The 23433-nt window shown below is 69.8% G+C and carries 23 protein-coding genes; 12 read left to right on the top strand and 11 right to left on the bottom strand.

What is annotated here, in order from left to right:
- Window positions 1–10 precede the first annotated feature (10 nt).
- Complete coding sequence (cei, locus tag QH276_RS06630; RefSeq protein WP_280402289.1) at window positions 11–691, bottom strand: envelope integrity protein Cei; 681 nt, start codon at window positions 689–691, stop codon at window positions 11–13.
- Between the two features lie 391 nt (window positions 692–1082).
- Between cei and QH276_RS06625 the strand changes: the two genes are divergently transcribed.
- On the top strand, window positions 1083–1385 hold the full coding sequence (locus QH276_RS06625) for a DUF4193 domain-containing protein (RefSeq protein ID WP_195054574.1): 303 nt from the start codon (window positions 1083–1085) through the stop codon (window positions 1383–1385).
- Window positions 1386–1398: 13 nt separating this feature from the next.
- Here the strand turns inward: QH276_RS06625 and QH276_RS06620 are convergent, their stop codons facing one another.
- Window positions 1399–1857 carry a DUF3093 domain-containing protein gene (locus QH276_RS06620; RefSeq protein ID WP_280402294.1) on the bottom strand — a complete coding sequence of 153 codons (459 nt, stop codon included), beginning with the start codon at window positions 1855–1857 and terminating at the stop codon, window positions 1399–1401.
- Between the two features lie 109 nt (window positions 1858–1966).
- On the opposite strand from QH276_RS06620, the gene dut reads away from it, so the two are divergent.
- Together dut and QH276_RS06610 are read left to right on the top strand one after the other, a co-directional pair.
- Window positions 1967–2461 carry a dUTP diphosphatase gene (dut, locus tag QH276_RS06615; protein ID WP_280402288.1) on the top strand — a complete coding sequence of 165 codons (495 nt, stop codon included), beginning with the start codon at window positions 1967–1969 and terminating at the stop codon, window positions 2459–2461.
- 1 nt (window position 2462) lies between these two features.
- Window positions 2463–3404: a DUF3710 domain-containing protein gene (locus QH276_RS06610; RefSeq protein WP_280402287.1), complete on the top strand. Its 942-nt coding sequence runs from the start codon at window positions 2463–2465 to the stop codon at window positions 3402–3404.
- A gap of 38 nt (window positions 3405–3442) precedes the next feature.
- Here QH276_RS06610 and QH276_RS06605 read toward each other — a convergent pair whose 3' ends face one another.
- Window positions 3443–4174, bottom strand: coding sequence for an alpha/beta hydrolase (locus QH276_RS06605; RefSeq protein ID WP_432278742.1), 732 nt, complete (start codon window positions 4172–4174; stop codon window positions 3443–3445).
- Window positions 4175–4263: 89 nt separating this feature from the next.
- Here QH276_RS06605 and QH276_RS06600 point away from each other — a divergent pair, with 89 nt between their 5' ends.
- The 3 genes from QH276_RS06600 to shbA all read left to right on the top strand — a co-directional run bounded on the left by QH276_RS06600 (window position 4264) and on the right by shbA (window position 6132).
- Window positions 4264–4668, top strand: coding sequence for an OB-fold nucleic acid binding domain-containing protein (locus QH276_RS06600; RefSeq protein ID WP_280402285.1), 405 nt, complete (start codon window positions 4264–4266; stop codon window positions 4666–4668).
- A gap of 3 nt (window positions 4669–4671) precedes the next feature.
- Window positions 4672–5388 carry a DUF3159 domain-containing protein gene (locus QH276_RS06595; RefSeq protein ID WP_280402284.1) on the top strand — a complete coding sequence of 239 codons (717 nt, stop codon included), beginning with the start codon at window positions 4672–4674 and terminating at the stop codon, window positions 5386–5388.
- A 105-nt stretch (window positions 5389–5493) separates the two neighbouring features.
- The gene (gene shbA, locus QH276_RS06590) at window positions 5494–6132 is read left to right on the top strand and encodes an RNA polymerase sigma factor ShbA (protein ID WP_280402283.1); all 639 of its coding nucleotides are present in this window, start codon (window positions 5494–5496) and stop codon (window positions 6130–6132) included.
- A 138-nt stretch (window positions 6133–6270) separates the two neighbouring features.
- Here shbA and QH276_RS06585 read toward each other — a convergent pair whose 3' ends face one another.
- Together QH276_RS06585 and QH276_RS06580 are read right to left on the bottom strand one after the other, a co-directional pair.
- The gene (locus QH276_RS06585) at window positions 6271–6990 is read right to left on the bottom strand and encodes a potassium channel family protein (RefSeq protein WP_280402282.1); all 720 of its coding nucleotides are present in this window, start codon (window positions 6988–6990) and stop codon (window positions 6271–6273) included.
- 2 nt (window positions 6991–6992) lie between these two features.
- Window positions 6993–7658 (bottom strand): potassium channel family protein, encoded by a 666-nt coding sequence (locus tag QH276_RS06580; protein WP_280402293.1) that lies wholly within the window; start codon window positions 7656–7658, stop codon window positions 6993–6995.
- A 169-nt stretch (window positions 7659–7827) separates the two neighbouring features.
- Between QH276_RS06580 and QH276_RS06575 the strand changes: the two genes are divergently transcribed.
- Both QH276_RS06575 and QH276_RS06570 read left to right on the top strand, forming a co-directional pair.
- Window positions 7828–9816 carry an APC family permease gene (locus QH276_RS06575; RefSeq protein WP_280402281.1) on the top strand — a complete coding sequence of 663 codons (1989 nt, stop codon included), beginning with the start codon at window positions 7828–7830 and terminating at the stop codon, window positions 9814–9816.
- Window positions 9809–11188, top strand: coding sequence for a class I SAM-dependent RNA methyltransferase (locus QH276_RS06570; RefSeq protein WP_280402280.1), 1380 nt, complete (start codon window positions 9809–9811; stop codon window positions 11186–11188). The genes QH276_RS06575 and QH276_RS06570 overlap by 8 nt, the downstream gene beginning before the upstream one ends.
- A gap of 44 nt (window positions 11189–11232) precedes the next feature.
- On the opposite strand, the gene QH276_RS06565 is transcribed toward QH276_RS06570, so the two are convergent.
- Window positions 11233–11907 carry an SIMPL domain-containing protein gene (locus tag QH276_RS06565; RefSeq protein WP_280402279.1) on the bottom strand — a complete coding sequence of 225 codons (675 nt, stop codon included), beginning with the start codon at window positions 11905–11907 and terminating at the stop codon, window positions 11233–11235.
- Between the two features lie 216 nt (window positions 11908–12123).
- Between QH276_RS06565 and dxs the strand changes: the two genes are divergently transcribed.
- On the top strand, window positions 12124–14022 hold the full coding sequence (gene dxs / locus QH276_RS06560) for a 1-deoxy-D-xylulose-5-phosphate synthase (protein ID WP_280402278.1): 1899 nt from the start codon (window positions 12124–12126) through the stop codon (window positions 14020–14022).
- A 110-nt stretch (window positions 14023–14132) separates the two neighbouring features.
- Here the strand turns inward: dxs and QH276_RS06555 are convergent, their stop codons facing one another.
- Together QH276_RS06555 and QH276_RS06550 are read right to left on the bottom strand one after the other, a co-directional pair.
- Entirely contained in the window at window positions 14133–15509 is a 1377-nt protein-coding gene (locus QH276_RS06555; RefSeq protein WP_280402277.1) for a ribonuclease D, read from the bottom strand.
- Between the two features lie 38 nt (window positions 15510–15547).
- The gene (locus QH276_RS06550; protein ID WP_280402276.1) at window positions 15548–16183 is read right to left on the bottom strand and encodes a DUF3000 domain-containing protein; all 636 of its coding nucleotides are present in this window, start codon (window positions 16181–16183) and stop codon (window positions 15548–15550) included.
- 209 nt (window positions 16184–16392) lie between these two features.
- Here QH276_RS06550 and hemE point away from each other — a divergent pair, with 209 nt between their 5' ends.
- From hemE to hemQ, 3 genes are all read left to right on the top strand, one after another.
- Window positions 16393–17448, top strand: a complete 1056-nt coding sequence (hemE, locus tag QH276_RS06545) for a uroporphyrinogen decarboxylase (protein ID WP_280402275.1) — start codon at window positions 16393–16395, stop codon at window positions 17446–17448.
- A gap of 130 nt (window positions 17449–17578) precedes the next feature.
- Complete coding sequence (locus tag QH276_RS06540; protein ID WP_280402274.1) at window positions 17579–18952, top strand: protoporphyrinogen oxidase; 1374 nt, start codon at window positions 17579–17581, stop codon at window positions 18950–18952.
- A 192-nt stretch (window positions 18953–19144) separates the two neighbouring features.
- Complete coding sequence (gene hemQ / locus QH276_RS06535) at window positions 19145–19840, top strand: hydrogen peroxide-dependent heme synthase (protein ID WP_280406665.1); 696 nt, start codon at window positions 19145–19147, stop codon at window positions 19838–19840.
- A gap of 103 nt (window positions 19841–19943) precedes the next feature.
- On the opposite strand, the gene msrB is transcribed toward hemQ, so the two are convergent.
- The 3 genes from msrB to QH276_RS06520 form a co-directional block, all read right to left on the bottom strand.
- Window positions 19944–20378 carry a peptide-methionine (R)-S-oxide reductase MsrB gene (gene msrB / locus QH276_RS06530; protein WP_280402272.1) on the bottom strand — a complete coding sequence of 145 codons (435 nt, stop codon included), beginning with the start codon at window positions 20376–20378 and terminating at the stop codon, window positions 19944–19946.
- Window positions 20379–20424: 46 nt separating this feature from the next.
- Window positions 20425–21771 (bottom strand): glycosyltransferase family 87 protein, encoded by a 1347-nt coding sequence (locus tag QH276_RS06525; RefSeq protein ID WP_280402271.1) that lies wholly within the window; start codon window positions 21769–21771, stop codon window positions 20425–20427.
- 106 nt (window positions 21772–21877) lie between these two features.
- A complete protein-coding gene (locus QH276_RS06520; RefSeq protein WP_280402270.1) occupies window positions 21878–23428 on the bottom strand; it encodes an alpha/beta hydrolase in 1551 nt (516 codons plus the stop codon).
- Window positions 23429–23433: the final 5 nt, after the last annotated feature.

Here is a 23433-nt window from a genome sequence, read left to right as displayed (position 1 = left end):
GCGTTCCCGGTCAGCAGCGTGCGGTCCGGGCCGCCGCGAGCATATCCGGGTCGATATCCGGGCTTTCGCCGTTCACCGGATTCTTCAGCGACCGCAGTACCTCTTCGGCGTCGTTGTTGGGCTGCAGGTCGCCGCCGAACAACGCGCCGAGGACCAGGTCGACGCTGTCGTCGGTGCGCTTGTCCTCGATCAGCTCGGCGCACGGCACCGCCAGCTGGACCGCGGCCGCGACCGGGCGCCCGCTCTCGCCGAACCGGATCTGCCCCGTGCATTCCAGATCGCCGTTGGCATATATCGGATCGTTACCGTAGGGATCACCGGCCGGGCTCCCGAAACCGAGATCGCCCAGCTGCGCGGCCACATGGGCGGCCTGCCCGCGCTGACCGTTGGCGTTGAGAACGCGCACCTTCGTCTCCGCCATCGGGGCGGGTTCCACCTCCGCCAGCAGGCTCGGGCTCATCCGCTGCCCCGGCAGCGGCTGCGGGGCCGCCTTCGGATCGGTGGCCGGGCTGGGGGAGTTGCAGGCCATCGGTGTGTGGTCGTCGTCGTTGGTGGTCAGCGCCTTGATCCACAGCACCGAGCAGATCAACGTGAGCACGACGACCAGAATGAGCCACGGGCGCATCCGCCGGCGCGGGTAGGGACGGCCTTTGGCATCCGTCGAACTGCCTTCGGTGATCAGTGAAACCACGTCGACACTGTACGTACCCGCCCCGGTGGTCCGCGCATTACCCGGTGGGCAACGGGCGCGCCGGGGGAGCGCTCGTCGCAGCGCCGTGACCGCGCGTATCGATTGTCCGGCGGTTTCGACACGACCGGGTTGCGATTGCGACAATTTCCGCACCGTCCGCTATTGTCTGCCCGCCCAGACCGAAACATCGGTGAGTAAATCGGCGTTCGGTCGCGGGAACAAGCAGGACAGCTCATGCGTTGTCCGGACGCTATCGGCGGTGTGTCCACAGATTCACGCTGATAGGAGACCGGTGCGTATGTGAAGTGCACCACCGGCGGGGCGGCAGCCGCGGTCGAAACCGACGGCGTGCGCCGGTCCGGATATACGGAGAAGGACGAGGGGAAGAGACATGGCAACCGACTATGACGCGCCGAGGCGTACCGAAACCGACGATGTATCGGAGGATTCGCTCGAGGAGCTGAAAGCGCGTCGCAACGAGGCCCAGTCCGCCGTCGTGGATGTCGACGAATCCGATACCGCGGAGTCGTTCGAACTCCCCGGCGCGGACCTGTCCGAGGAAGTGCTCACGGTTCGGGTGGTCCCGAAGCAGGCCGACGAATTCACCTGCTCGAGCTGTTTCCTGGTGCATCACCGCAGCCGCCTGGCCAGTGAGGCCGGTGGACAGATGATCTGCATGGACTGCGCTGCCTGAGGCGAGCGCGAGGTCATTCCGCGCTCGGAACTCCGAGCGCGGTCAGGACCTGTCCGGGCCGGCGCGTACTGACCAGCCAGTACGGCGTCGGGTCATCCGGGTCGTCGAGTACCAGCAGCACCATGGTGCCGATCCACGGCCGATGCTGGACATAGGCGGCGGGATCGAGCTGGCGGCCTAGCGCGGCGCTTTTGGCGCTGCGTGGCACGACCGTCGCGCGGGCCACGAACGACACCGGCAGATGAGCCCGATCGACGCGCAGCTCGGGCGTCCCGCTGCCGTCCGGAGCGACCTCCACCCGGTGCCGGCTGAACCACAGCAGCACCCAGACCGGGATCGGGAGCAGCAGGACATACGGAAGCCAGGCCCGCAGGCCCGGCGCTCCCATATGCACCTCCGCGGCGAGCAGGGCGGCGAGTGCGAAACCCACCGGCCACCACCACAGCGGCACCCAGAGGCGTTCGCGATACATCTGCGGCGCCGGCCGTGCGGGATGGCCGGATTCGGTGGGTCGGGGCTGGTCGGACACGACTCAACACTAAGCGACATACGCGCCGGGGCTGCGCGTAGGCTGGTCGGACGTGAACGCACTCTCACCGATACCACTGCTGCGGCTGGACCCGGGAATCCCGATGCCCAGTCGCGCCCACGACGGCGACGCGGGCGTGGACCTGTGCACCGCCGAGGATGTCGTCCTCGAACCCGGGGAACGGGTACTCGTCGGTACCGGTATCGCGATCGCGCTACCGGTGGGCACGGTCGGGCTGATCCATCCGCGCTCGGGTCTGGCCGCCAAAACCGGGCTGTCCGTGGTGAACACGCCCGGCACGATCGACGCCGGGTATCGGGGTGAGATCAAGGTGTGCCTGATCAACCACGATCCGCGCACACCCATCGAACTACGCCGCGGCGACCGGATCGCGCAGTTGCTGGTGCAACGGGTGGAACTGGTCGATTTCGTGGCCGTGGACCGGCTCGACGATTCCGCGCGCGGCGCGGGCGGGTACGGGTCCAGCGGGGGACACGCGAGTTTGAAGCCGAGCGGCGGGGACGCCGCCCACGGCAAGGAGGCCTGACATGTTCGGACGACGGAAATCGGGCGGACGCAGATCCGGCGACGAGCCCCGCGACACCGGTGAATACGGCACCGGCGAGTACGAGGCCTACGACGACTACGACGAGGGCGGCTATCACCGCGCCGGCGACGAACAGTATTCCGGCGACTACGACGACAGCTATGACGACGGCTACGGCGGGGCCGCCTACAGCGACGCCTACGACGCCGCGATCGACGATCCCGACACCGAACCGCAGCGGCGGGGTCCCTACGACTACGACGATGTCGCCGAAGTGCTGGAGAACTTCACCGACACCCGGCTCGACCTGGGCTCGGTGATTCTGCCGGTGCCGCCGGGCGGGCAACTGCAGGTGGAGATGACCCCGCAGGGCACCCCGCAGGCGGTGCATCTGGCCACCGAACACGGCCGCATCACGGTCGCGGCCTACGCCGCCCCGAAATCGAAGGGACAGTGGCGCACGGTGGCCGCCGATCTGGCGGAATCGCTGCGCAAGGACGGCGCCCGCGTCTCGGTGGAGAAAGGCCCCTGGGGCCGGGAACTCGTCGCCGTCACCGAGGGCGCGGACCTGCGGTTCATCGGCGTGGACGGCTACCGGTGGATGATCCGGCTGGTCGCGGCCGGTCCCGCCGGTTCCACCGCGGTCGGCAGCCCGCTCGTGGCCGCGGCCCGGGCGGTCCTGAGCGAAACCATCATCCGCCGGGGTACCGATGCGCTGCCGGTGCGCGAACCGCTGCCGGTGGTACTGCCCCAGCAGCTGGCCGAACAGCTCACGGCCGCGCACCAGCAGCAGCAACTCCAGCAACAGCAGGCGCAGCAGGCGGCCGCGGCGCAGAACGCGCCCCGGCCGGCGCAGACCGGCGCGGTGCTGCCGCCCCAGCAGCCGCAGCAGCCGCGCCGCGGCGCCGAGGGATCGGCGATGCAGCAACTCGGCCGCGGCTGACGAGGGCCGTCCCTGTTCCCGCCCGGCGGGAACAGGGATCAGCGCGTGTAGCGCAGTCCGAGCCGGCCCAGAACCGCCGGATCGGACCCGAGCTCGTCGAGCGTGATCTCGCTGATCACCGATCGCGGCGCGCGGCGGGCCCATTCGCGGCCGACGGCGACGGGATGCACCGGATCGTCCGCGGCAGCCACCACCGCCACCGGGACCGGTAACCGGTCCAGCACTGTCGTCTCCGGCCACTTGTACTGGGCCGCCTCCTCCAATGCTGCCGGCAGCCCCGGCCACTGCGCGCGCCAGGAACGGGTCAATGCGTCCGCGAGCCAGCGCGGGCTGCTGCCGCGCATCCGTTCCAGGACCGGTTCCAGCCCGTCGGCCCGCAACTGCGCGGCCGTCACGGCGGCACTGAGGGTGGCCGGGCAGTGCGCGGTATCGGGCCCGGTCCACGCGGGCAGCGCCGCGATGACACCCGCGACGTCGGCGCGCTCGCGCGCGCTCGCCCATTCGACCGCTACCGCCGCACCCAGCGAGATCCCCGCCGCCAGCACCGGACCGCGGGCGGCGGCGGTGTCCAATGCGGCGCGGTAGCCGTCGATCACCGCGCCGGGTTCGGGATCCACCGCGATCAGGTCGAGGCCGAGCGCGGTACAGGCGGGCTCGAAGGCGCGGCGGGCGAAATGCGCGTCGGAACCGGTGCCGGGAAGGGCGACCACGACTGCCGGACGTGGGGAATCGAACACCGGACCGAGCGTAGCGGTGCCGCCCCCGCCCATCTACAGTGGCGGGTACGGCCACAGCCGGGCCGTAGCAGGAAACTCGGATGACGTGCGACCCACGGCATCCGCTCACAGGAGAGCATGCGATGTCTTCCTCGGCAGGAAGAAAAGCGGGCGCGAAGTCCGCAACCGGATATTTTCGCAGGCTCGGCCGCAGATTGACCGAGGATCTCGATCAGCTCGACGCCGAGGAGCTGGCGGAATCGGCGGACGCTTCGGGCGCCTGCCGGGTCTCGGAGTGCCGGCGCGGTGAGGAGGCGACGATGCTGGGCAGATTGCGCAGTGTCGATTCGTGTCCGCAGGCCGCCGGTGCCAATGTGCAGGCGGAGTTCTTCGACGGTACCGACGCCATCACTCTGGTGTGGATCGGGCGGCGCCGGATTCCCGGTATCGAATCGGGCCGGCGCATCATGGTGCGCGGCCGGATCGGCGAACGCGAAGGCCGCAAAGTGATCTACAACCCCTACTACGAACTGCGCGGAAACAGCTGACGTATGCCATCGAGCGACGAGTACGCCACCACGCCGCTACCGCGGACCACCACTGCCGCGGAAACGCCCGCCGCGGATGAATCACCGGCGCGGGAGGGCGCCGGGCCCGGACAGCAAACCCTGCTGGAACAGCTGGGCGGTTTGGCCGGGCTCGTCTACTCCACCGTGCCGGTGGTGGTTTTCGTCCCGGTGAACGCCCTGTTCGGGCTGACCGCGGCGATCTGGGCCGCCCTCGGTGTGGCAGGCGCGGTGCTCGTCTGGCGGCTGGTACGGCGCGAACCCATCCAGCCGGCGATCTCGGGATTCCTGGGCGTGGGGATCTGCGCGCTGATCGCCTGGCGAATGGGGGAGGCCAAAGGCTTCTTCCTGTTCGGCATCTACACCAGCCTCGTCTACGGGGCGGCGTTCCTGATCTCCATCCTGGTGCGCCGGCCCCTCGTCGGCGTGGTGTGGGGCGTACTCAACGGCCACGGCGGTGACTGGCGCGCCGACCCCCGGGTGGTGCGCCTCTATGATCTGGCGACCGCCACCTGGGTCCTCGTTTTCGGTGCCCGCTACCTGGTACAACACCATCTGTACGCGGCCGACAGCACCGGCTGGCTGGCCGCCGCCCGGATCGCCATGGGGTGGCCGCTCACCGCGGTCGCGCTGGTGGTGACCGTGTGGGCCGTGCGCCGGGCGGGACATCTGCCCGCCACTTCGGCGCGGCACGCCGCCTGATCCGCGTCCGCAGGGTGGCGGATGACCCACCCTTTGGTGTCTATCACCGCGCTGCCGTTCATCGGACGATCGTTGCAGAAGACGATCTGCCGAGAGGACTGGCGAATGCGTACCGAGCAGTACACGATCCCACGGCCGGAGCGGGGGCGCGAGAATCCGGTGCGGTCACAGAGCCGCCGGGTGTCCGCCGAACTGGACACACTGGTCGGGCCCGCGGCCGCCGGTGACCGTCGCGCTGTGGCCGAGATTCTGCGGCTGATCCAGCCGCTCGTGCAACGGTACTGCCGCACCAGGCTCGGGAACCCCGCCCATCTGCACGTGACCGCCGACGATGTGACCCAGGAGGTCCTGCTGGCCACCGTCGCCGCCATTCCCCGCTACCGGGACCAGGGGAAGTCCTTCCTGGCCTTCGTCTACGGGATCGCGGCCAACAAGGTGTCCGACGCCTTCCGCGGTGCCCAGGTACACCCGGCCTACCCGATGGCGGAGGTGCCCGAGGTGGCCTCCACCGCGGCGGGTCCGGAGGAATGGGCGCTGGCCGCCGAACGCGGTGCGGTGGCCCGTGAGCTCATGCGGCAACTGAATCCGGTGCACCGCAAGGTACTGGTGCTGCGGATCGTGTACGGGCTGAGCGCGGCCGAGACGGCGGCCGAGCTGGGAACCAGCGCCGGGGTCGTCCGGGTCATGCAATACCGGGCCCTGAACAAACTACGAGCGCGCGCGGCTCTGCCGGTCGCCGCCTGAGCCGGGTGCCGAGTGGGGTATCCAACGGCGCGAACGAGAAGTCTCCGGGGGAGTGACGCCGCGCCGGCGCCCGCGATGAGGGCCTGCGGGATGAGGCCGCGCTACCGCCTCCGATCCTGATTCGCGCCCGCCGCGGGCTCAGTACTCGGCGTCCTGCGAAGGGTTCAGGCCCGTCGTGGCCGGCGCGGGTTCGGCGGTGCCGATCGGCGCCAGTACCGAACGCAGTTCCTCCTCGGCCTCGGTGGAGGCAACGAACAGCAGCTCGTCCTCACCTTCGAAGGGGTCGTCCGGTTGGGGCACGATGACCCGTCCGCCGCGCAGAATGGTGACCAGCGCGGTATCTCGCGGCAGGCGCAGGCTGCGGACCGGTTTTCCGGCGAGGGTGGTATCCGGTGGCAGCGTGAGTTCCACCAGATTCGCCTGCCCCTGGCGCAGCGTCATCAAACGCACCAGATCACCCACCGAGACCGCTTCCTCGACCAGCGACGCGAGCAGACGCGGTGTGGAGACGGCGACATCGACACCCCAGGCCTCGTCGAAAAGCCATTCGTTACGCGGGTCGTTGACCCGCGCGACCACCCGGCGCACACCGAATTCGGTTTTCGCCAGCAGACTGTGCACCAGATTCGCCTTGTCGTCACCGGTGGCGGCGATGACGACCTCGTAGTCCTGCAGGCCCGCATCCTCGAGCAGCTGCAGTTCACAGGCATCGGCGTGCACCCAGACCGCGTTCGGCACCGAATCGCGGTCGATATGGTCGAGCTGGCGTTCGAGCAACATCACAGTGTGTCCCGAGCGCAGTAGTTCACGGGCGATGGAGCGGCCGACGGCCCCGGCTCCGGCAATGGCCACCTTCATGATCAGTCCTTGCTCGCTGGGGGTTTCGCGGCCAGCGCGACCGCCTCGCCGGCGGAACCGGAGGTCGCGGCCACGTAGACGGTGTCGTCGGCCTGGACGACGGTTTTGGCGTCGGGCAGTACGCCTTGACCGAAGCGGATGATGAACGCGACCCGCGCGCCGGTGGCGGTTTCCAGATCGCGGACCGTGCGCCCGTACCAGTCCTCGTGCAGGATCAGCTGGGCGACGGCCACGGTTCCGGTGGGGTCGCGCCAGGTGGTGGTGCCCGCATCCCCGAGCAGGTTGTGCAGGAAACGATCGGTGGTCCAGGGCACGGTGGCGATGGTCGGGATGCCGAGGCGTTCGTAGACGGCGGCGCGTTTGGCGTCGTAGATACGGGCCACGACCCGTTCGATACCGAACATCTCCCGCGCCACCCGGGCGGAGATGATGTTGGAGTTGTCACCGGAGGACACCGCCGCGAAGGCGCCGGCCCGCTCGATCCCGGCCCGGCACAGGACATCGCGATCGAAACCGACACCCACCACGCGTGCGCCGGGGAAATCGTCTCCCAGCCGGCGGAACGCGTCCGGGTTGCGGTCGATCACGGCGACTTCATGACCTATCCGGACCAGGGCGCGGGCCAGCGATGCCCCCACTCGGCCGCATCCCATGATCACCACGTACACCGTGAACCTCGCTTTTGACTCCTCGCGCACAGTCGTGCGACTGCCGCGCACACGAACCGTACTCGCCGGTTCGTGCCATCGGCCAGATTCCCCCTGGCGAACCCGGGCAAACCGGTAATCCGGTAATGCCTCGCAGCACACACCGGGGCGGGGGCTTATGCTCCGTCCAGTGTCGAAGTTGACGACCGCCACCAAACGCCTGGTGCTGGGGCGGCCATTCCGTAGTGACTCCCTGGGCCACACCCTGCTGCCGAAGAGAATCGCGCTGCCGGTGTTCGCCTCGGACGCGATGTCCTCGGTCGCCTACGCGCCCGAGGAGATCTTCCTCGTGCTGTCGGTGTCCGGGCTCGCGGGCTACGCCTACGCGCCGTGGCTCGGACTCGCCGTCGCCGTGGTGATGATCATCGTGGTCACCAGCTACCGCCAGAACGTGCACGCCTACCCGTCCGGCGGCGGCGACTTCGAGGTGGTCACCACGAACCTCGGTCCCACGGCCGGATTGACGGTGGGCAGCGCCCTGCTGGTCGATTACGTGCTGACGGTCGCGGTCTCGATATCCTCGGCCGCGTCCACCATCGGTTCGGCGATCCCCTTCGTCGCCACCCACAAGGTGCTGTTCGCGGTGGCCGCCATCGCGCTGCTCACCGCGATGAACCTGCGCGGGGTGCGGGAATCCGGCCGGACCTTCGCGCTGCTGTCCTATGCCTTCCTGGTCGGGATGTTCGCCATGCTCGGCTGGGGCCTGATCCGCATCTTCGTGCTCGGTGACGAAGTGCGCGCCGAATCGGCCTCGTTCGAATTGCGGGTGGAGGACGACCATCTGGCCGGTGTGGCGCTGGTGTTCCTGCTCGCCCGCGCCTTCTCGTCGGGGTGTGCGGCGCTGACCGGTGTCGAGGCGATCAGCAACGGGGTCCCGGCCTTCCGTAAACCCAAATCGCGTAATGCCGCGACGACGCTGCTGCTGCTCGGCGGAATTTCCATCGTCCTGCTGCTCGGCATCATCGTGATCGCCCGCCAGGCGCATGTCGTATTCGCCGAAGATACGGCGCATCTGATCGGCGCGCCCGAGGGCTACCAGCAGAAAACACTGGTGACCCAGATCGCGCACGCGGTGTTCGATACGTTCACGCCCGGTTTCTACTTCGTGGCGGTCGTGACGGCGGTGATCCTCGTGCTGGCCGCCAATACCGCCTACAACGGGTTCCCGGTGCTCGGTTCGGTGCTGGCGCAGGCCCGGTTCCTGCCGCGGCAGCTGCACACCCGCGGCGACCGGCTGGCGTTCAGCAACGGCATCCTGTTTCTGGCGGTGGGGGCGATCGGCTTCGTGGTGGCGTTCGACGCGGAGGTCACCAAACTCATCCAGCTCTACATCATCGGCGTGTTCGTCTCGTTCACCCTCAGCCAGACCGGCATGCTGCGGCACTGGTCGCGGCTGTTGCGCCGGGAAACCGATCCGGCCGAACGATCGCGGATGCTGCGGTCGCGGGCCATCAACGCGCTCGGCCTGGTGGCCACCGGCGCGGTGCTGATCGTCGTGCTGATCACGAAGTTCTTCGCCGGCGCGTGGATCGCGATCGTGACGATGGCGGTGATCTTCGTGGTGATGAAGATGATCCACCACCACTACGATTCGGTGGCCCGCGAACTCGAGGAACACGAATGGGACGGGGTGCTGCCCAGCCGGACCCATTCCATCGTGCTGGTGTCGCGGCTGCATCTGCCGACCCGGCGTGCGCTGGCCTATGCCCGGGCCGGGCGGCCGGACACCCTCGAGGCGATCACCGTCAACGTCGACGAGGAGGACACCCGCGCGCTCGTCCGGGACTGGGAGAACAGTGATATCTCGGTACCGTTGAAGGTTGTGGAGTCGCCCTACCGGGAGATCACCAAACCCGTGCTCGACTACGTGAAACGGGTACGTAAGGACGCGCCCCGCGACGTCGTCACGGTGTTCATCCCCGAATACGTCGTGGGCCACTGGTGGGAACAGGTACTGCACAACCAGAGCGCGCTGCGGTTGAAGGGGCGGTTGCTGTTCGAGCCCGGCGTGATGGTGACGAGTGTGCCGTGGCAGCTCAGTTCTTCCGCGCGGGCCCGGGCCGCGGGCGATCATGCGGCACCCGGATCGGTACGACGCGGGTACGGCGACAATGAATGAGCTGCCCGCGCTCGAGCTGCGGCTCGGGCCGCCCGGCCACGGTGGGTTCTGTGTGGCCCGCCACGAGGGCCGGGTGGTGTTCGTCCGGCACGGTCTGCCCGGGGAACTGGTATCGGCTCGGGTCACCGAGGATCGCGGTGGGTCGTTCTGCCGGGCCGACGCGGTGGAGATTCTGGAGCCGTCGCCGGACAGGGTGCCGCGGACGTGTCCGGTGTCCGGGCCGGGTGGCGCCGGCTGCTGTGATCTCGCCCATGCCGCGCCCTCGGCCCAGCGGTCTCTGAAGGCCGCGGTCGTCGCCGAACAGTTGCGCCGGATCACCCGGATCGAACGGGATATCGACGTGCAGCCCGTCCCTGGGGCGGCCGATCCGTCCGGCGGCTGGCGTACCCGGGTCCGGCTGGTGGTGGACGACGCCGGGCGGGCCGGCGTGCACCGATACCGGAGCACCGAGGTACTCGCCGACCTGCGCTGCCCGCAACCGGTAACCGGGGCCCTCGACGGGGTAGCGGAGCGGCGCTGGACACCGGGCGCGGACCTGGTGATCGCGGTGGACGATGACGGGAGCAGGCATATCGTCGAGCTCGCCCCCGTCCCGGAACAGGGACAACGGGCCGTGGCGGCCCGGGAAGGCCGGCGTGGGCCGGGCGGCCGCCGGCGTGGCGCGCGCTCGGGGCCGGACCGGAACCGCGCCGCGGTGAGCGGGCCGGGCGAGTCGCCTGCCGATACGGCGAACGGTCAGCGCCGCCGGGCCACGGCGCACCGCGCCGCGGTGCACGCCGCGCGCGACGAATGGGTGATCGAGGGCAGCGGCCGCGCCGTGCAGTACGTCGCGGGCCGCCGCTGGGAGGTCTCGGCCGCCGGCTTCTGGCAGGCGCACCGGGGCGCCGCCCAGTGCTATTCCGATGTGGTGGCCGAATGGGCCGATCTGCCCAGCGGCGCGACGGCCTGGGACCTCTACAGCGGGGCCGGTGTATTCGGCGCCCGGCTGGCCGGGCAGACCGGTCCCGCCGGCGCGGTGCACGCGGTCGAATCGGCCCCCGGCGCGGTATCCGACGGCCGCGCCGCCCTGGGCGATCTGCCCTGGCTGACCTTGCAGGCCGGCCGCGTCGAGCGGTGGGTGGCCGGCCGGCCCGGTTCGCGGCCCCAGGTGGTGGTCCTCGACCCGCCGCGCGCCGGCGCCGGTAAACCCGTCGTCACCGCGGTCACCGCCGCCGCCCCGGAGCGGATCGTGCACATCGGCTGCGACCCCGCCTCCTTCGCCCGCGACCTGCGCCTCTACCTCGACGCCGGCTACCACCTCGGCGCTCTGCGCGCCTACGACGCCTTCCCCGCCACCCACCACGTGGAATGCGTCGCACTGCTGGAACGCTGAGCCCGGACCCCGTGGTGGTGTTCGTCACCGGGCTCGCGGCCGCGTCAGCGCAGCTGCCAGGTGACGCGCAGGATCGCGGAAATCTCCTGTTCGCCGGGTTCGACCGGGACCACGGCAGAGCTCGACGACGCCACCATGCGGACAGCGCCGGGTTCCTGCGGGACGCGGGGCGCCGGTGCCGCGGTGTCCTCGGTGATCTCCAGCACGGGGCCGAGCTCGCGGGCGGCCCGGCGGGCGTACTGGCGGGCCTTGTCCAGGGCGTCGTCCCAGGCGTCGTCGCGGGCGCGGGTCAGTAGGCGGGTGCGGTCGGTGAACGTGTGTTGCAGGCCGCCGAGCCGGGCGTCGTCGCCGCCGGCGGTCACCGCGTGCGCGATGAGCTCGCCGGGGGCGGGGGTGGCGCCGCGTGTGCCCGGGCCGGGCTGAGCCAGCACGACGCGCAGGCTGCTGGTCGCGATATATCCGGAGATCCGGGAGATTCCGTCGTGCCAGGCGATATCGGACCGCACGGAAAGCACACCGGTGGTGATATCGGTCGCGGGCACTCCGTCACCGCGCAGCGCTTCGGTGATCGCGGACAGTCGCTGCCCGGCCTGGTCGTAGGCCAGGCCGACGGTGCTCGCCCGGCATTCCACGCCGATCCCCAGCACGATCAGATCCGGAACCGCACGGACCGTGCCCTGCCCGAATACGGTGACTGTTCCGGCCTGCGCAGGGTTCATCCGGTCTCCTCGTATTGCGGTGGGGCGGTGGTGGTCGGCCGCGGTGGCGGGGTACGCGGTTCGCGCGGCCTACGCGGTTCACCTTAGGCTGGACCGATACGCCGGACCGCGGATCCGGCCCGGTGCGGCGGTATCAGCCCTCGCCGTCGGGTGAGCACTCGGCCGCGGCTCCTAGACTGGTCGGATCAACTGCGCTATCCGGAGGGAGCGAATCAGGTGGGAGTGCTTTCCCGGGTCGATACGCCCGAAGACGTGCGTCGGCTGTCGGTACCGCAACTGCGGGAGCTGGCGGCGGAGATCCGTGAGTTCCTGGTGCACAAGGTCGCTGTCACCGGCGGCCACCTGGGACCCAATCTCGGGGTGGTGGAACTCACCCTCGCGCTGCACCGGGTATTCGATTCGCCCGCCGACCCGTTGATCTTCGACACCGGCCATCAGGCCTATGTGCACAAGATCGTGACCGGTCGTAAGGACCGTTTCGACTCCCTGCGCCGCAAGGACGGGCTGTCGGGATATCCGAGCCGCGCGGAGAGCGAGCACGACTGGGTCGAGTCGTCGCATGCCTCGGCCTCGCTGTCGTATGCCGACGGCCTCGCCAAGGCGTTCGCGCTCACCGGGCAGGACCGCCATGTCGTCGCGGTGGTCGGCGACGGCGCGCTCACCGGCGGTATGTGCTGGGAGGCGCTGAACAATATCGCCGGCGCGCCGGACCGGCCGGTGGTGATCGTGGTCAACGACAACGGCCGCTCCTACGCGCCGACCATCGGCGGGCTGGCGCAGCGGCTGACGGCGCTGCGCACCCAGCCGGTGTACGAGCATATGCTCGACACCGGCCGCCGGATCCTGAAAAGCATTCCGCACGTAGGGGATTCCGCGTACTCGATGGTGCACGCGGTGAAGGCCGGGATCAAGGACGCGGTGAGCCCGCAGGAACTGTTCGGCGATCTCGGACTGAAGTACGTGGGCCCGGTGGACGGCCACGATCTGGTCGCGCTGGAATCGGCGCTGCGCCATGCCAAGGAGTTCGGCGGCCCGGTGGTCGTCCACGCGGTCACCCAGAAGGGGCACGGCTACGAACCGGCCGAGAACCATGTGGCCGATCAGATGCACGCCTGCGGTCCCATCGACCCGCTCACCGGTGAAGCGGTGAGCAAGGGCGGCGCCGCCAGCTGGACCTCGGTGTTCTCCGCGGAACTCATCGCGCACGCCGAACGCCGCGAGGATATCGTCGCGATCACCGCGGCCATGCCCGGCCCGACCGGCCTGTCGGCGTTCGGCGAACGTTTCCCGGACCGGCTCTTCGATGTGGGTATCGCCGAACAGCATGCGCTGGCCTCGGCGTCGGGGCTGGCGCTCGGCGGCCTGCATCCGGTGGTGGCCATCTACTCCACCTTCCTCAACCGCGCCTTCGATCAGCTGCTGATGGATGTGGCACTGCTGAAACAGCCTGTCACGCTGGTCCTCGACCGGGCCGGTATCACCGGCGCGGACGGTGCCAGCCACAACGGGATGTGGGATCTGTCGCTGCTCGGGATCGTGCCGGGGATGCGGGTGGCCGCTCCCCGCGACGCCGCGACCCTGGCGGAGGAGCTGGCCGAAGCGCTCGCGGTGAACGACGGCCCGACCGCACTGCGTTTCCCCAAGGACAGTGTCGGCGCCGAAATCCGCGCCCTGGAACGACTCGACGGCGTGGACGTGCTGTGGCTGCCGGACCGGGAGGGTCCCTCGGCGCAGACCCAGCACGGGGATGTGCTGTTCGTAGCGGTGGGTTCACTGGTCCCGGCGGCGTTACAGGCCGCCGAACTGCTCGAGGCCGAGCAGATCACCACGACGGTGATCGATCCGCGTTGGGTGCTGCCGGTATCGGACGCCATCGTCAAACTCGCCGAGAACTACCGGCTGGTGGTGACGCTGGAGGACAGCGGGCTGCACGGCGGTATCGGGTCCACCATTTCGGCGCGCTTGCGCGCGTCGGGTCTGGATGTGCCCGCTCGCGATATCGGTATCCCGCAGGAATTCCTGGACCACGGCAGTATCGCTCAGGTCCGCCAGGAACTGGGCTTGACCGCGCCCGATATCGCTCGCCGCGTTGCCGGGTGGCTCGACGCACCCTGATCGCCGTGCGCCCGGCTCAGGGGCGGCGACAGGCTTTTGCGGCCGGTCGCCCAAGGTAGTCGCGTGGTGTGCCGGACCCTCCCGGAGCGACCCGCGGAAGGGGCGCCGGGTCAGTCAGAGTCCGTCGGCGCCTGGGTCAGGGCCCCGGCGAGGGCATCGACCGTGAGTTCGCGTTGCCACGGCCGGGCGCCGTGGGATTTCAGAAAACCTTCGATCGCCTCGGCGACCTCCGCCGCCGATTCGGGGCCGAGCCGGTAGTCGGGCAGGCCGTCCCAGCACAGCCGGCGCACCAGATCCGGGGCGAGCAGATTCTCCACCGGTACCGACACCCGCTCCGAGATCTCCGTGATGGCGGCGCGGGCCCGGTTGAGCCGGGCGGCGGCCGCCGGGTCGCGGCGTTCCCAGCGGTTCACCGGCGGTGGGCCGTCGTACGGCTGACTCATCCGGGGGAGTTCCTCGTCGGGAAGGGTTCGGGCCCGTTCCACCGCGCCCAGCCATTCGCGGGAGTAGCGGCGTTGCCGGGGACCGCCGAACACCGGGAGCTCGCGTAGCTGGCCGATGGTCTTGGGGTCGGCATTCGCGGCGGCGATGATCGCCGAATCGGGCAGGATCCGCGACGGCGCGATATCGCGGCCCCGGGCCAGGGTGTCGCGGGTGATCCACAGTTCGCGCACGATCGCCAGCTGGCGGGCGCGGCGTAAGGTGTGGATACCGGAGGTGCGCCGCCACCGGTCCGGTTTCGGCGGGGCCGGCTCCGCGAGCCGGATATGTTCGAATTCCTGTGCCGCCCAGTCGGTTTTGTTCTGCTCCTGGAGCGACGCGGCCACCGCGTCACGGAGTTCGGGCAGCAACTCCACATCGAGCGCGGCGTAGTTCAGCCACGCCTCGGGTAGCGGCCGGGTGGACCAGTCCGCGGCGCCGTGCCCTTTGCGCAACGCCCGGCCGAGCAACTGTTCGACCATGGCGGCCAGGCCGACGCGGGGGTAGCCGGCGAGCCGGCCGCCCAGTTCGGTATCGAACAGTTTCGCCGGCCGCAGGCCGAGCTCCGCCAGCCCGGGCAGGTCTTGATCGGCGGAGTGCAGGATCCACTCCAGCTCGTTGATGGCGGCCGCCAGCGGTGCCAGCGCGCCGGATACCGGAATCGGATCGATGAGTACCGTGCCCGCCCCGGCCCGGCGCAACTGGATCAGGTAGGCGCGGGAGGAGTAGCGGAATCCCGAGGCGCGTTCGGCGTCGACGGCGAGCGGGCCGGTGCCGGCGGCGAGGCGCCGTGCGGCCTCGGCGACTTCGTCCGGAGTCGCACAGACCGGTGGGATCCCGTCGGCGGGAGCCAGCAGCGGAACCGCGGTGGGGGGATCGGGGAGCCCGGTAGCCGGTGTCGAGCCCGTCTGCGTGTTGCCTGCACCCGATTCCGCCGCCGGTGATTGCGCGGCGCCACCGTCCGGGCGGTCACCGGACAGGTGTTCGGGCTCCTCTACTACCGGCATAAAGGGCCACTCTACGTGGCCGAGGCTACGGCCGATATTCAACCACGGTCGGTGCGGCCCGGTGACGACGGCCGCAGATCGGTGATCCCCGCAGGTGGCAGGCCCGCCGCATAGGCGAGTACTTCGCCGAAACCTTCGACGTGCGGTGCCATCTCGGTGGTCCGCGCAGTCCAGGAAGCCCGCAGTTCCAGCTGATGCGCCCGCGGCGGCCCGGCGATATCCCCGTAGCGCACCGAACTCGTCGAGGTCACCGTGCCGCCGAGCGCGGTGAACGGCACATCACGCGACTCCAGCGCGTCCACCAGCCAGCTCCACGCGACCTCCGGCAGCAGCGGGTCGGCCGCCAGCGCGCCGTCGATATCGGCCTGGATATAGGCGACCAGCCGGAACACACCGTGCCAGGCTTCGTCGCCGTTCGGATCGTGTAGCAGGATCAGCCGGCCGAACGCGTCGCCCTCGGAATCGATGGGTACCACCGGGGAGTCCTCGTGGATCACCTCGGCGCCGAGTGCGTAGGAGTAGGGGGCGAGACGCTGCGGCGGCCGGATCGGGGACAGTTCGATCCGCGGGTGTACGGACGCGGCGCCCATCTGCGAAACGGCCGTGCGGAACGATACGGGTTCGTCGCCGGGCCCATCGTTCGGTGCGCCGTCGCGGATATCGAGCGGTGTCACGGGAGATGACGGTAGACCTGTCGCAGCCGGGGCGTGCGGAGGCGCGCCGGGCGACCGTTGTTGCTGGATGTACGGGCAGGCTCGTGGTAAATACCGCGCAACCATCCGGCGGCTTCCCCGGTGACCGGCGGGCCGGGGCCCGGACGCGGATCCGGTAGCGGTCCGGGCTTGCGCGCCCCGGCCCCGCGCGCCGAATACGATGGCCGGTGATGAGCACATACACGCGCCGCCAGTTGTCCGATGCCCCGTTCCTGGCCGCCGCATCCGGGGCGACCCCGGCCCGGCGGCCGGTGTGGTTCATGCGTCAGGCCGGGCGGTCGCTGCCGGAATACCGTGAGCTGCGGGCGGGCATCGGGATGCTGCAGTCCTGCTTCGACCCCGAACTGGTCTGCGAGATCACGTTGCAGCCGATCCGTCGTCACGGCGTCGATGCGGCGATCCTGTTCTCCGATATCGTCGTGCCGCTCAAGGCGGCCGGGATCGACCTCGATATCGTCGCGGGTGTCGGGCCTGTGGTCGCCTCCCCGGTCCGCAGCGCCGCCGATGTACAGACCCTGCCGCGGTTGCGTCCCGAGGAGGTCGGCGCCGTCACCGACGGGGTACGGCTGCTGGTCGGTGAACTGGGGCAGACCCCGCTGATCGGTTTCGCCGGCGCCCCGTTCACTCTGGCGTCCTATCTGGTCGAGGGCGGGCCCAGTAAGCATCACGAACGCACGAAGGCGATGATGCACGGCGATCCGGCCGCGTGGAACGCCCTGCTCGGCGTGCTCACCGATATCACCATCGTGTTCCTGCGGGCCCAGCTCGAGGCGGGCGTGGACGCGGTGCAGCTGTTCGACTCCTGGGCCGGCGCCCTGTCACTGGCCGATTACCGCCGCTATGTGCTGCCGCATTCGGAGCGGGTATTCGCCGAGATCGCCGACGCCGGTGTTCCGCGGATCCATTTCGGTGTCGGCACCGGGGAACTGCTGGGCGCGATGGGTGAGGCGGGCGCCGATGTGGTGGGAGTCGATTGGCGGGTGCCGCTCACCGAGGCGGTCCGCCGGGTCGGGCCCGGGAAGGCCCTGCAGGGCAATCTCGATCCCGCGGTCCTCTTCGCCGGCCGGCCGGTGGTGGAGGCCGAGGCGCGGCGGATCGCCGAGGAAGCCGATTCGGCGATCGCCATGGGCGCCGCGGGCCATATCTTCAATCTCGGCCACGGGGTGCTCCCGGACACCGATCCCGGCGTACTGACGGCCCTGGTGGAGTTCATCCACGAACTGTGACGGTCCGGGTCGGGGTACGCCGGTCGACCGGGTATACCGTTGGGAGTTCTTGTTCGCAGGTCGTTTTTCTTCGCCCGACCGCGTACGGGGTGAACGCCGTCGCGGGCGGGGAGCCGGATACGGTCTGAGTATGAGAATCGCGGTGGTCGGCGGGGGGATCAGTGGATTGGTCGCGGCCTACCGGTTGCGGCAGGCTCTGGGGGCCGACGCGGATCTCACCGTGATCGAGGGGCGGGACCGGCTGGGCGGGGTGCTGCGAACGGGAACGGTCGGCGGTGAACCGATCGACCTGGGCGCGGAGGCATTCGTGGGGCGGCGGCCGGAGGTACCGGCCCTGCTGCGCGAACTCGGCATCGCCGGCCAGTTGGTGCACCCGGCCGGACTCCGGCCGCTGATCTGGGCCGGGGGGCGTACACATCCGCTACCCGAGCGGACGCTCATGGGTATCCCGTCCGGCCCGGAGTCCGTCGCCGGGCTGCTGGACGCCGGAACGGTCGCGCGGATAGCCGACGAACCGGTCCGTCCCTTCAGCTGGCGGCCCGGTGCCGATATCGAGGTCTCTTCGCTGGTCGCCGACCGGTTCGGGGCGCAAACCGTGGCACGCAGCGTCGACCCGCTGCTCGGCGGTGTCTATGCGGGCACGGCGAGTTCGATCGGGCTCCGCGCCGCCCTGCCCACGCTGGCCGCGGCACTCGATCGGGGCGCCACCAGCCTCACCGCCGCGGTCTCCGCGACGCTGCCACCACCCTCGGACGCCCCGGTTTTCGGTGCGCTCCGCGACGGTTACGGGGTACTCCTGCGCGCGCTGGCCGAGCAGACTGCCGCGACTGTCACCCGGGATACCGAGGTCGCGGCCCTGCGCCGGGTAGCCGGTCGCTGGCGGGTCGATCCGGTCGGTGAGTTCGATGCCGTCGTCCTCGCGACCCCCGCCCCCGTGACCGCCCGGCTGCTGACCGGTATCGCCCCGGCGGCCGCCCGGGCGGCCGCCGGAATCGAGCTGTCGTCCTCGGCCCTCGTCGTCCTGGAATTGCCGAAGGACACCGCGCTGCCCCTGAATTCGGGTGTCCTGGTCGCCACGGGCGAATCGCTGCGGGCCAAGGCATTCACCCTGTCCAGCCGGAAATGGCCGCATCTCGCGGCGCGGGACACCGCGGTGGTCCGGGTCTCGTTCGGGCGGTTCGGCGACGATACCGCGGTGGCCTTGCCGGACGACGACCTCGTCGCCGTCGCCACGGCCGACCTCGCGACCGTCACCGGTGTCCCGATCGTCCCGCTGTCGGCGGCTGTCCAACGCTGGCCCGGCGGTTTGGCCCAATACGCGCCCGGTCACACCGAGCGGGTCGCCGAGATCGAATCCGCAGTGGCGGGGTTCGGCGATCTCGCGGTGACCGGTGCCTACCTGCACGGTGTGGGTGTGCCGGCCTGCGTCGCCGCGGCGACCACCGCCGCACATCACATCGCCACCGCGGCGGCCGATACCGGTTCCCGCGCCGACGCCCCCTAGTCCGAAAAGGCCGCACTCACCGGTCGTCTCGACTTCACCACCGCGCACCTGGGCTGGGCGGTATACGTCGTTCGGGCCCGTTTCGTTCCGGAGGGACAGCGCGGGCGAGGGCCGCGGAGAAGGGCGGAGTGCCGAACCGGACTTCCGGGGGCCCCGAACCCGCGCGGCCGGAGGCAGCGCAATATAGACAGTATGGCGCGACTCGACTACCAAGCCCTCAACTCCACTATTCGCTATCTGATGTTCTCCGTGTACCGGGTGCGGCCGGGTGCGCTGGGGGAGGACCGGGCGGCGGCGATCAAGGAGGCGCGAGCGTTCTTCGACGGCCTCGCCGATCGCGAGGTGGTGGTCCGTGGGATCTACGACGTGGCGGGTATGCGCGCCGACGCCGATTTCATGGTGTGGACCCATGCCGAGCGGGTCGAAGATCTGCAGGCCGCCTACGCCGATTTCCGGCGGACCACGGAATTGGGCCGGGCCAGCACCCCGGTATGGAGCAATGTGGCGCTGCATCGGCCGGCGGAATTCAACAAAAGCCATATCCCGGCGTTCCTGGCCGGGGAGGACGCCGGGAACTACATCTGCGTGTATCCGTTCGTCCGCTCCTACGAGTGGTATCTGCTGCCCGACGACGAACGCCGCAAGATGCTGGCCGATCACGGTAAAGAGGCGCGCGGCTACCCCGACGTGCGGGCCAATACCGTCGCCTCCTTCGCCCTCGGCGACTACGAGTGGATCCTGGCGTTCGAGGCACCCGAGCTGCACCGCATCGTCGATCTGATGCGGGACCTGCGGGGCCCCGCGGCCCGCCTGCATGTCCGCGAGGAGACCCCGTTCTTCACAGGTCCGCGCGTGGAGATCGATCAGCTGATCACCGCGCTGCCCTGAGCACCGAGAACCGACCGCCCGGGCGCGCCCCTGGAAATAGGGGCATGTGCGCCGGGCGGTCGGTACGTAACGTACCGCTGGGCAAACGGAGAGCTCACTCCGCTCAGCTGGTCGAGGGGTGCAGCCGCAGCGAAATAGAGTTGATGCAGTACCGCTTGTCGGTGGGTGTCGGGTAACCCTCACCCTCGAAGACGTGTCCGAGGTGGCTGTGGCAGTTCGCGCACAGCACTTCGACACGGCGCATCCCCAGCGAATCGTCGGCGCGCAGAATCACGGCGTCCGAGGACGCCGGATCGAAGAACGACGGCCATCCACAGTGCGATTCGAACTTCTCGGTGCTACGGAACAGCTCGGCCCCGCAGGCCCGGCAGCTGTACACACCCTCGGTTTTCGTATCCGTGTACTCGCCGGTGAACGGCCGCTCCGTACCGGCTTCCCGGAGTACGGCGTACTCCATCGGATCCAGTTTGGCGCGCCACTGCTGCGGCGTGAGCTGGATTTTCGGGGCGGGCAAGGAAGTATCCGCTTCGGAACTCATGCCTCCACGCTAATACGATCTCCCCGCGGAGTCTCGTCTCCGCTGCTCAGCTGCGTACGGCCTGCGTCTCGGCGACCCGGGCGGTGACGGGCTCGGGGTCGGCGGGTGCGCGGGACGCCTGTGCCGGGTCCGGTTCGATACCGGGCATCGCGACCGCGCCGGCGGTATGCCGGGAATCGGGGGCGGTCGCCATCCACTCGGGGTCCAGCCGCGGCAACCGGCCGGCCCGGCGCGCGGCCAGGTAGCGGTCGCCGAGCACACAGAACACCACGATCAGCAGCAGACCCCAGCCGAAGGTGATCCGCAGGTATTCGAGATTGCGGCCGATATCGGGCCAGCGGTCCGACAGCCATTTGTCGTAGGACATGAACCCGAATATCGCCAGCCAGGCCGGCCAGTTGCGCAGGACCGAATTGCGCAACACCACCGACATCAGGAACGGGAACAGCATCATCGAGTAGTACATCTGGCCGAGCGAGGCCAGCAGCCAGGAGGCGGTGAGCAGCACACCCGAGGCAGTGGTGACGAAGAACAGCTCGTCCTCGCGGTAATACTGGTACAGGATCCACAGCGAGATCAGCACCAGTACCGCCATGGACAGGCGGATACTCCAGGTGAGCCAGGGCGGCAGGCCGTAATACTCGGCATTGCCCGGAATGGCGCTGTTGAAGTAGTCGCGGGTCTCGAACAGGTAAGGGGCCGTCCGGCTGAAGAACTTCTCCGGGTCCTGGGACAGCGGCCAGGCGATCGCCGTCAGCAGGAGCGGGACGCCTAGGGCAGTGGTGAACACATTCCACTGTTTGCGCGCCAAGGCGATCAGCAGCAGCGGCGCCAGCGTGGGTTTGACCGCGATACTGAGCCCGAGCACCACCCCGGCCCACAGATCGCGTCTGCGCAACAACAAGATCAGGAACAGCATCTCGGCCAGCAGCAGGCAGCCGTTGACGTTGGTGAACACCAGCGTGTTGATCACCGTCTCCGACAGGAACATCGCCAGCAGCAGCACCGGGGCGGCGATCGAGCGCAGCGTGTAGTTGAACAACCGCAGCAGCAGGTACCAGGCGATCAGGATCGCCACCGCGTTGAGCAGGATGAACAACCAGCGCGACTTCTCGTAGTCGATCACCGCGATCGGTGCGATCAGCAGGGTGCCACTGGGCGGATACAGGTAGTGCGGGTCCACCGATTCGAAATTCGCCGTGTACACCGCGCGCCCGTTGAGGAAATCCAGCGAGGCCTGGTACACGGGCTTGTAGTCGTCGGTGACGAAACCGTTGACAGCCTTGATGAACACCCGGTTCAGCACGGTCATGACCGCCAGCGGCCAGAGCGCGAACCGGATCACGTCGGCGGTGGTTCGAGCAGTGCGGGGCTCGAGCTGTCGAAGGAACACCACGGCACGGTACACCGGATGGTGCCGTGGTGTTGCCGGGACCCACCCTCGCCGCGCGGGTTCGCCGCGGCGCAGCCCCCGGTCGCGGGCCGGTCGGCGGCCGCGGTCAGGCCGGGCAGGCGGCGCCGTCGCCCGGCAGCCGGCCGTCCTTCAGATACTCGACCAGGGCGGTCTGTGCGCATCCGGAATGCGCGCTGACCGGATGCCCCCAGCCCTGCCAGGTCATGGTCGCGTGCCGGGCGCCCGCGGCGCCGAGCGCGCCCGTCACCGAGGCCTGTGCGGCACCGGTCACCGGGTCGCCCGCGCCGGTGAGTACCAGCACCGGCAGCTCCAGGTCCTTCAGGGCCGGTGGGGCCTCCGTGGTGGGCCACGCCGAGCAGACCAGCATGGACAGCGCGGCCGGCCGGCCGAACGCCGGATACTTCTGTGCCCAGATCACCGAAAGGTCGGTAACCTGCGGCGCGGGCGGGGGCTGCGGTATATCGGTGCAGCTGTTGACGAACTGGCCGTCGCCCGCGGTCTCGTTCTCCTGGCGGTCGATGATCGCCTGCAGGGGGCCGCGGTCGCCCCGGTCGGCCGCCGACAGCGCGTCGGCGAGCTCGGTGATCCGGCCCGCCTGGTCGGCGCGCGGGCTGCCGAGGAATCCGGTGACCGCGGTGCGGACCGCGTTTGCCGAAATGTCGCCGAGTTGCCCGGCGGCGGCCTTCCCGACCAATTCGGTCACCTTCGCGCGGGGATCGGGGCCGAGCGAGCACGCGATTCCCGCACACTGCTGCGCGAACGCGGTCAGCGCCGCCTCCGCGCCCTGCACGGCGGTTTCGGTGCGGGTGATCGCGTCCACGCCGACGGGCGCCGGTGCGTCGAGGACGAGCCGGGCCAGCCGGTCACCGTATTTGCGGCCGTACTCCAGCCCCACCGTGGCGCCGGTACCGGTGCCGAGCAAGGCGATCCGCTCGACCCCCCATTCCCGGCGCAGTTGCTCGATATCGTCCGCGGCGTGCGCGGCGTCGAACGTGCCGTCGTAGGGCTGCAGGAAATCCCGGCAGGCGATGGTCCCGTTGCGGGCCAGTTCGGTCATCGCGGCCACCGGATCGCCGCCGGGCGCGAACTGCGCGTTGTCGTGCAGACCGGCGCGGATATCGGCGGGCAGGCAGTCGATCGCCTGAGAGCTGCCGATCCCGCGGCGATCCACCGCCACGACGGGGTAGGCGGCCAGCAGCGCGCTCGCCGGGCCGGTGACCATACCGGCGAGGGTCGCGGTGGAGGAGCGGTCCACGCCGGAGGTCAGCACCAGCGGCGGGACGTCGGCCGGGGTCTGCGGGAGCCGGGCCCGCACCGCACCGGCCCGGAAATTGCCGAGTACGGTGCCCGCGCTGTCGATCGGGGTCGAGAAGTCCGCGCATTCCAGGACCACGCCGGGCACTCCCGGACCCATACCGAGCTGGTCGAAGGTCTCGCGGGTGCAGTCGCGCCAGGCGAGGTCGTTCTCCGGTACTTCGGCCGCGGGCGGCGGCGGGACCTCGGCGGAGGTGGCGGGATCGCCTGGTGCAGGCGGATGTTCGACGGCGACATGCGGACGGTCCGAAGGGCCGGCACCGCATCCGGCGATCATGATCAGCAGTGCCGAGGCCGGCACCAGTGCCCGAGTCCAGCGCATGCGTT

Source organism: Nocardia carnea (genome assembly GCF_029869215.1).
Lineage (GTDB): Bacteria > Actinomycetota > Actinomycetes > Mycobacteriales > Mycobacteriaceae > Nocardia > Nocardia carnea_B.
Note: the sequence above shows the minus strand (reverse complement) of the source record. Positions and strands in the feature narration are given on the sequence as shown.

Excerpts from the sequence above, each read along its gene's own strand:
- QH276_RS06625 (WP_195054574.1), top strand. The coding sequence starts at position 1,083 with ATGGCAACCGACTATGACGCGCCGAGGCGTACCGAAACCGACGATGTA.
- QH276_RS06620 (WP_280402294.1), bottom strand. The coding sequence starts at position 1,857 with ATGTATCGCGAACGCCTCTGGGTGCCGCTGTGGTGGTGGCCGGTGGGT.
- QH276_RS06610 (WP_280402287.1), top strand. The coding sequence starts at position 2,463 with ATGTTCGGACGACGGAAATCGGGCGGACGCAGATCCGGCGACGAGCCC.
- QH276_RS06605 (WP_432278742.1), bottom strand. The coding sequence starts at position 4,174 with ATGGGCGGGGGCGGCACCGCTACGCTCGGTCCGGTGTTCGATTCCCCA.
- QH276_RS06600 (WP_280402285.1), top strand. The coding sequence starts at position 4,264 with ATGTCTTCCTCGGCAGGAAGAAAAGCGGGCGCGAAGTCCGCAACCGGA.
- QH276_RS06595 (WP_280402284.1), top strand. The coding sequence starts at position 4,672 with ATGCCATCGAGCGACGAGTACGCCACCACGCCGCTACCGCGGACCACC.
- shbA (WP_280402283.1), top strand. The coding sequence starts at position 5,494 with ATGCGTACCGAGCAGTACACGATCCCACGGCCGGAGCGGGGGCGCGAG.
- QH276_RS06585 (WP_280402282.1), bottom strand. The coding sequence starts at position 6,990 with ATGAAGGTGGCCATTGCCGGAGCCGGGGCCGTCGGCCGCTCCATCGCC.
- QH276_RS06570 (WP_280402280.1), top strand. The coding sequence starts at position 9,809 with ATGAATGAGCTGCCCGCGCTCGAGCTGCGGCTCGGGCCGCCCGGCCAC.
- QH276_RS06565 (WP_280402279.1), bottom strand. The coding sequence starts at position 11,907 with ATGAACCCTGCGCAGGCCGGAACAGTCACCGTATTCGGGCAGGGCACG.
- QH276_RS06555 (WP_280402277.1), bottom strand. The coding sequence starts at position 15,509 with ATGCCGGTAGTAGAGGAGCCCGAACACCTGTCCGGTGACCGCCCGGAC.
- hemE (WP_280402275.1), top strand. The coding sequence starts at position 16,393 with ATGAGCACATACACGCGCCGCCAGTTGTCCGATGCCCCGTTCCTGGCC.
- QH276_RS06540 (WP_280402274.1), top strand. The coding sequence starts at position 17,579 with ATGAGAATCGCGGTGGTCGGCGGGGGGATCAGTGGATTGGTCGCGGCC.
- hemQ (WP_280406665.1), top strand. The coding sequence starts at position 19,145 with ATGGCGCGACTCGACTACCAAGCCCTCAACTCCACTATTCGCTATCTG.
- msrB (WP_280402272.1), bottom strand. The coding sequence starts at position 20,378 with ATGAGTTCCGAAGCGGATACTTCCTTGCCCGCCCCGAAAATCCAGCTC.
- QH276_RS06520 (WP_280402270.1), bottom strand. The coding sequence starts at position 23,428 with ATGCGCTGGACTCGGGCACTGGTGCCGGCCTCGGCACTGCTGATCATG.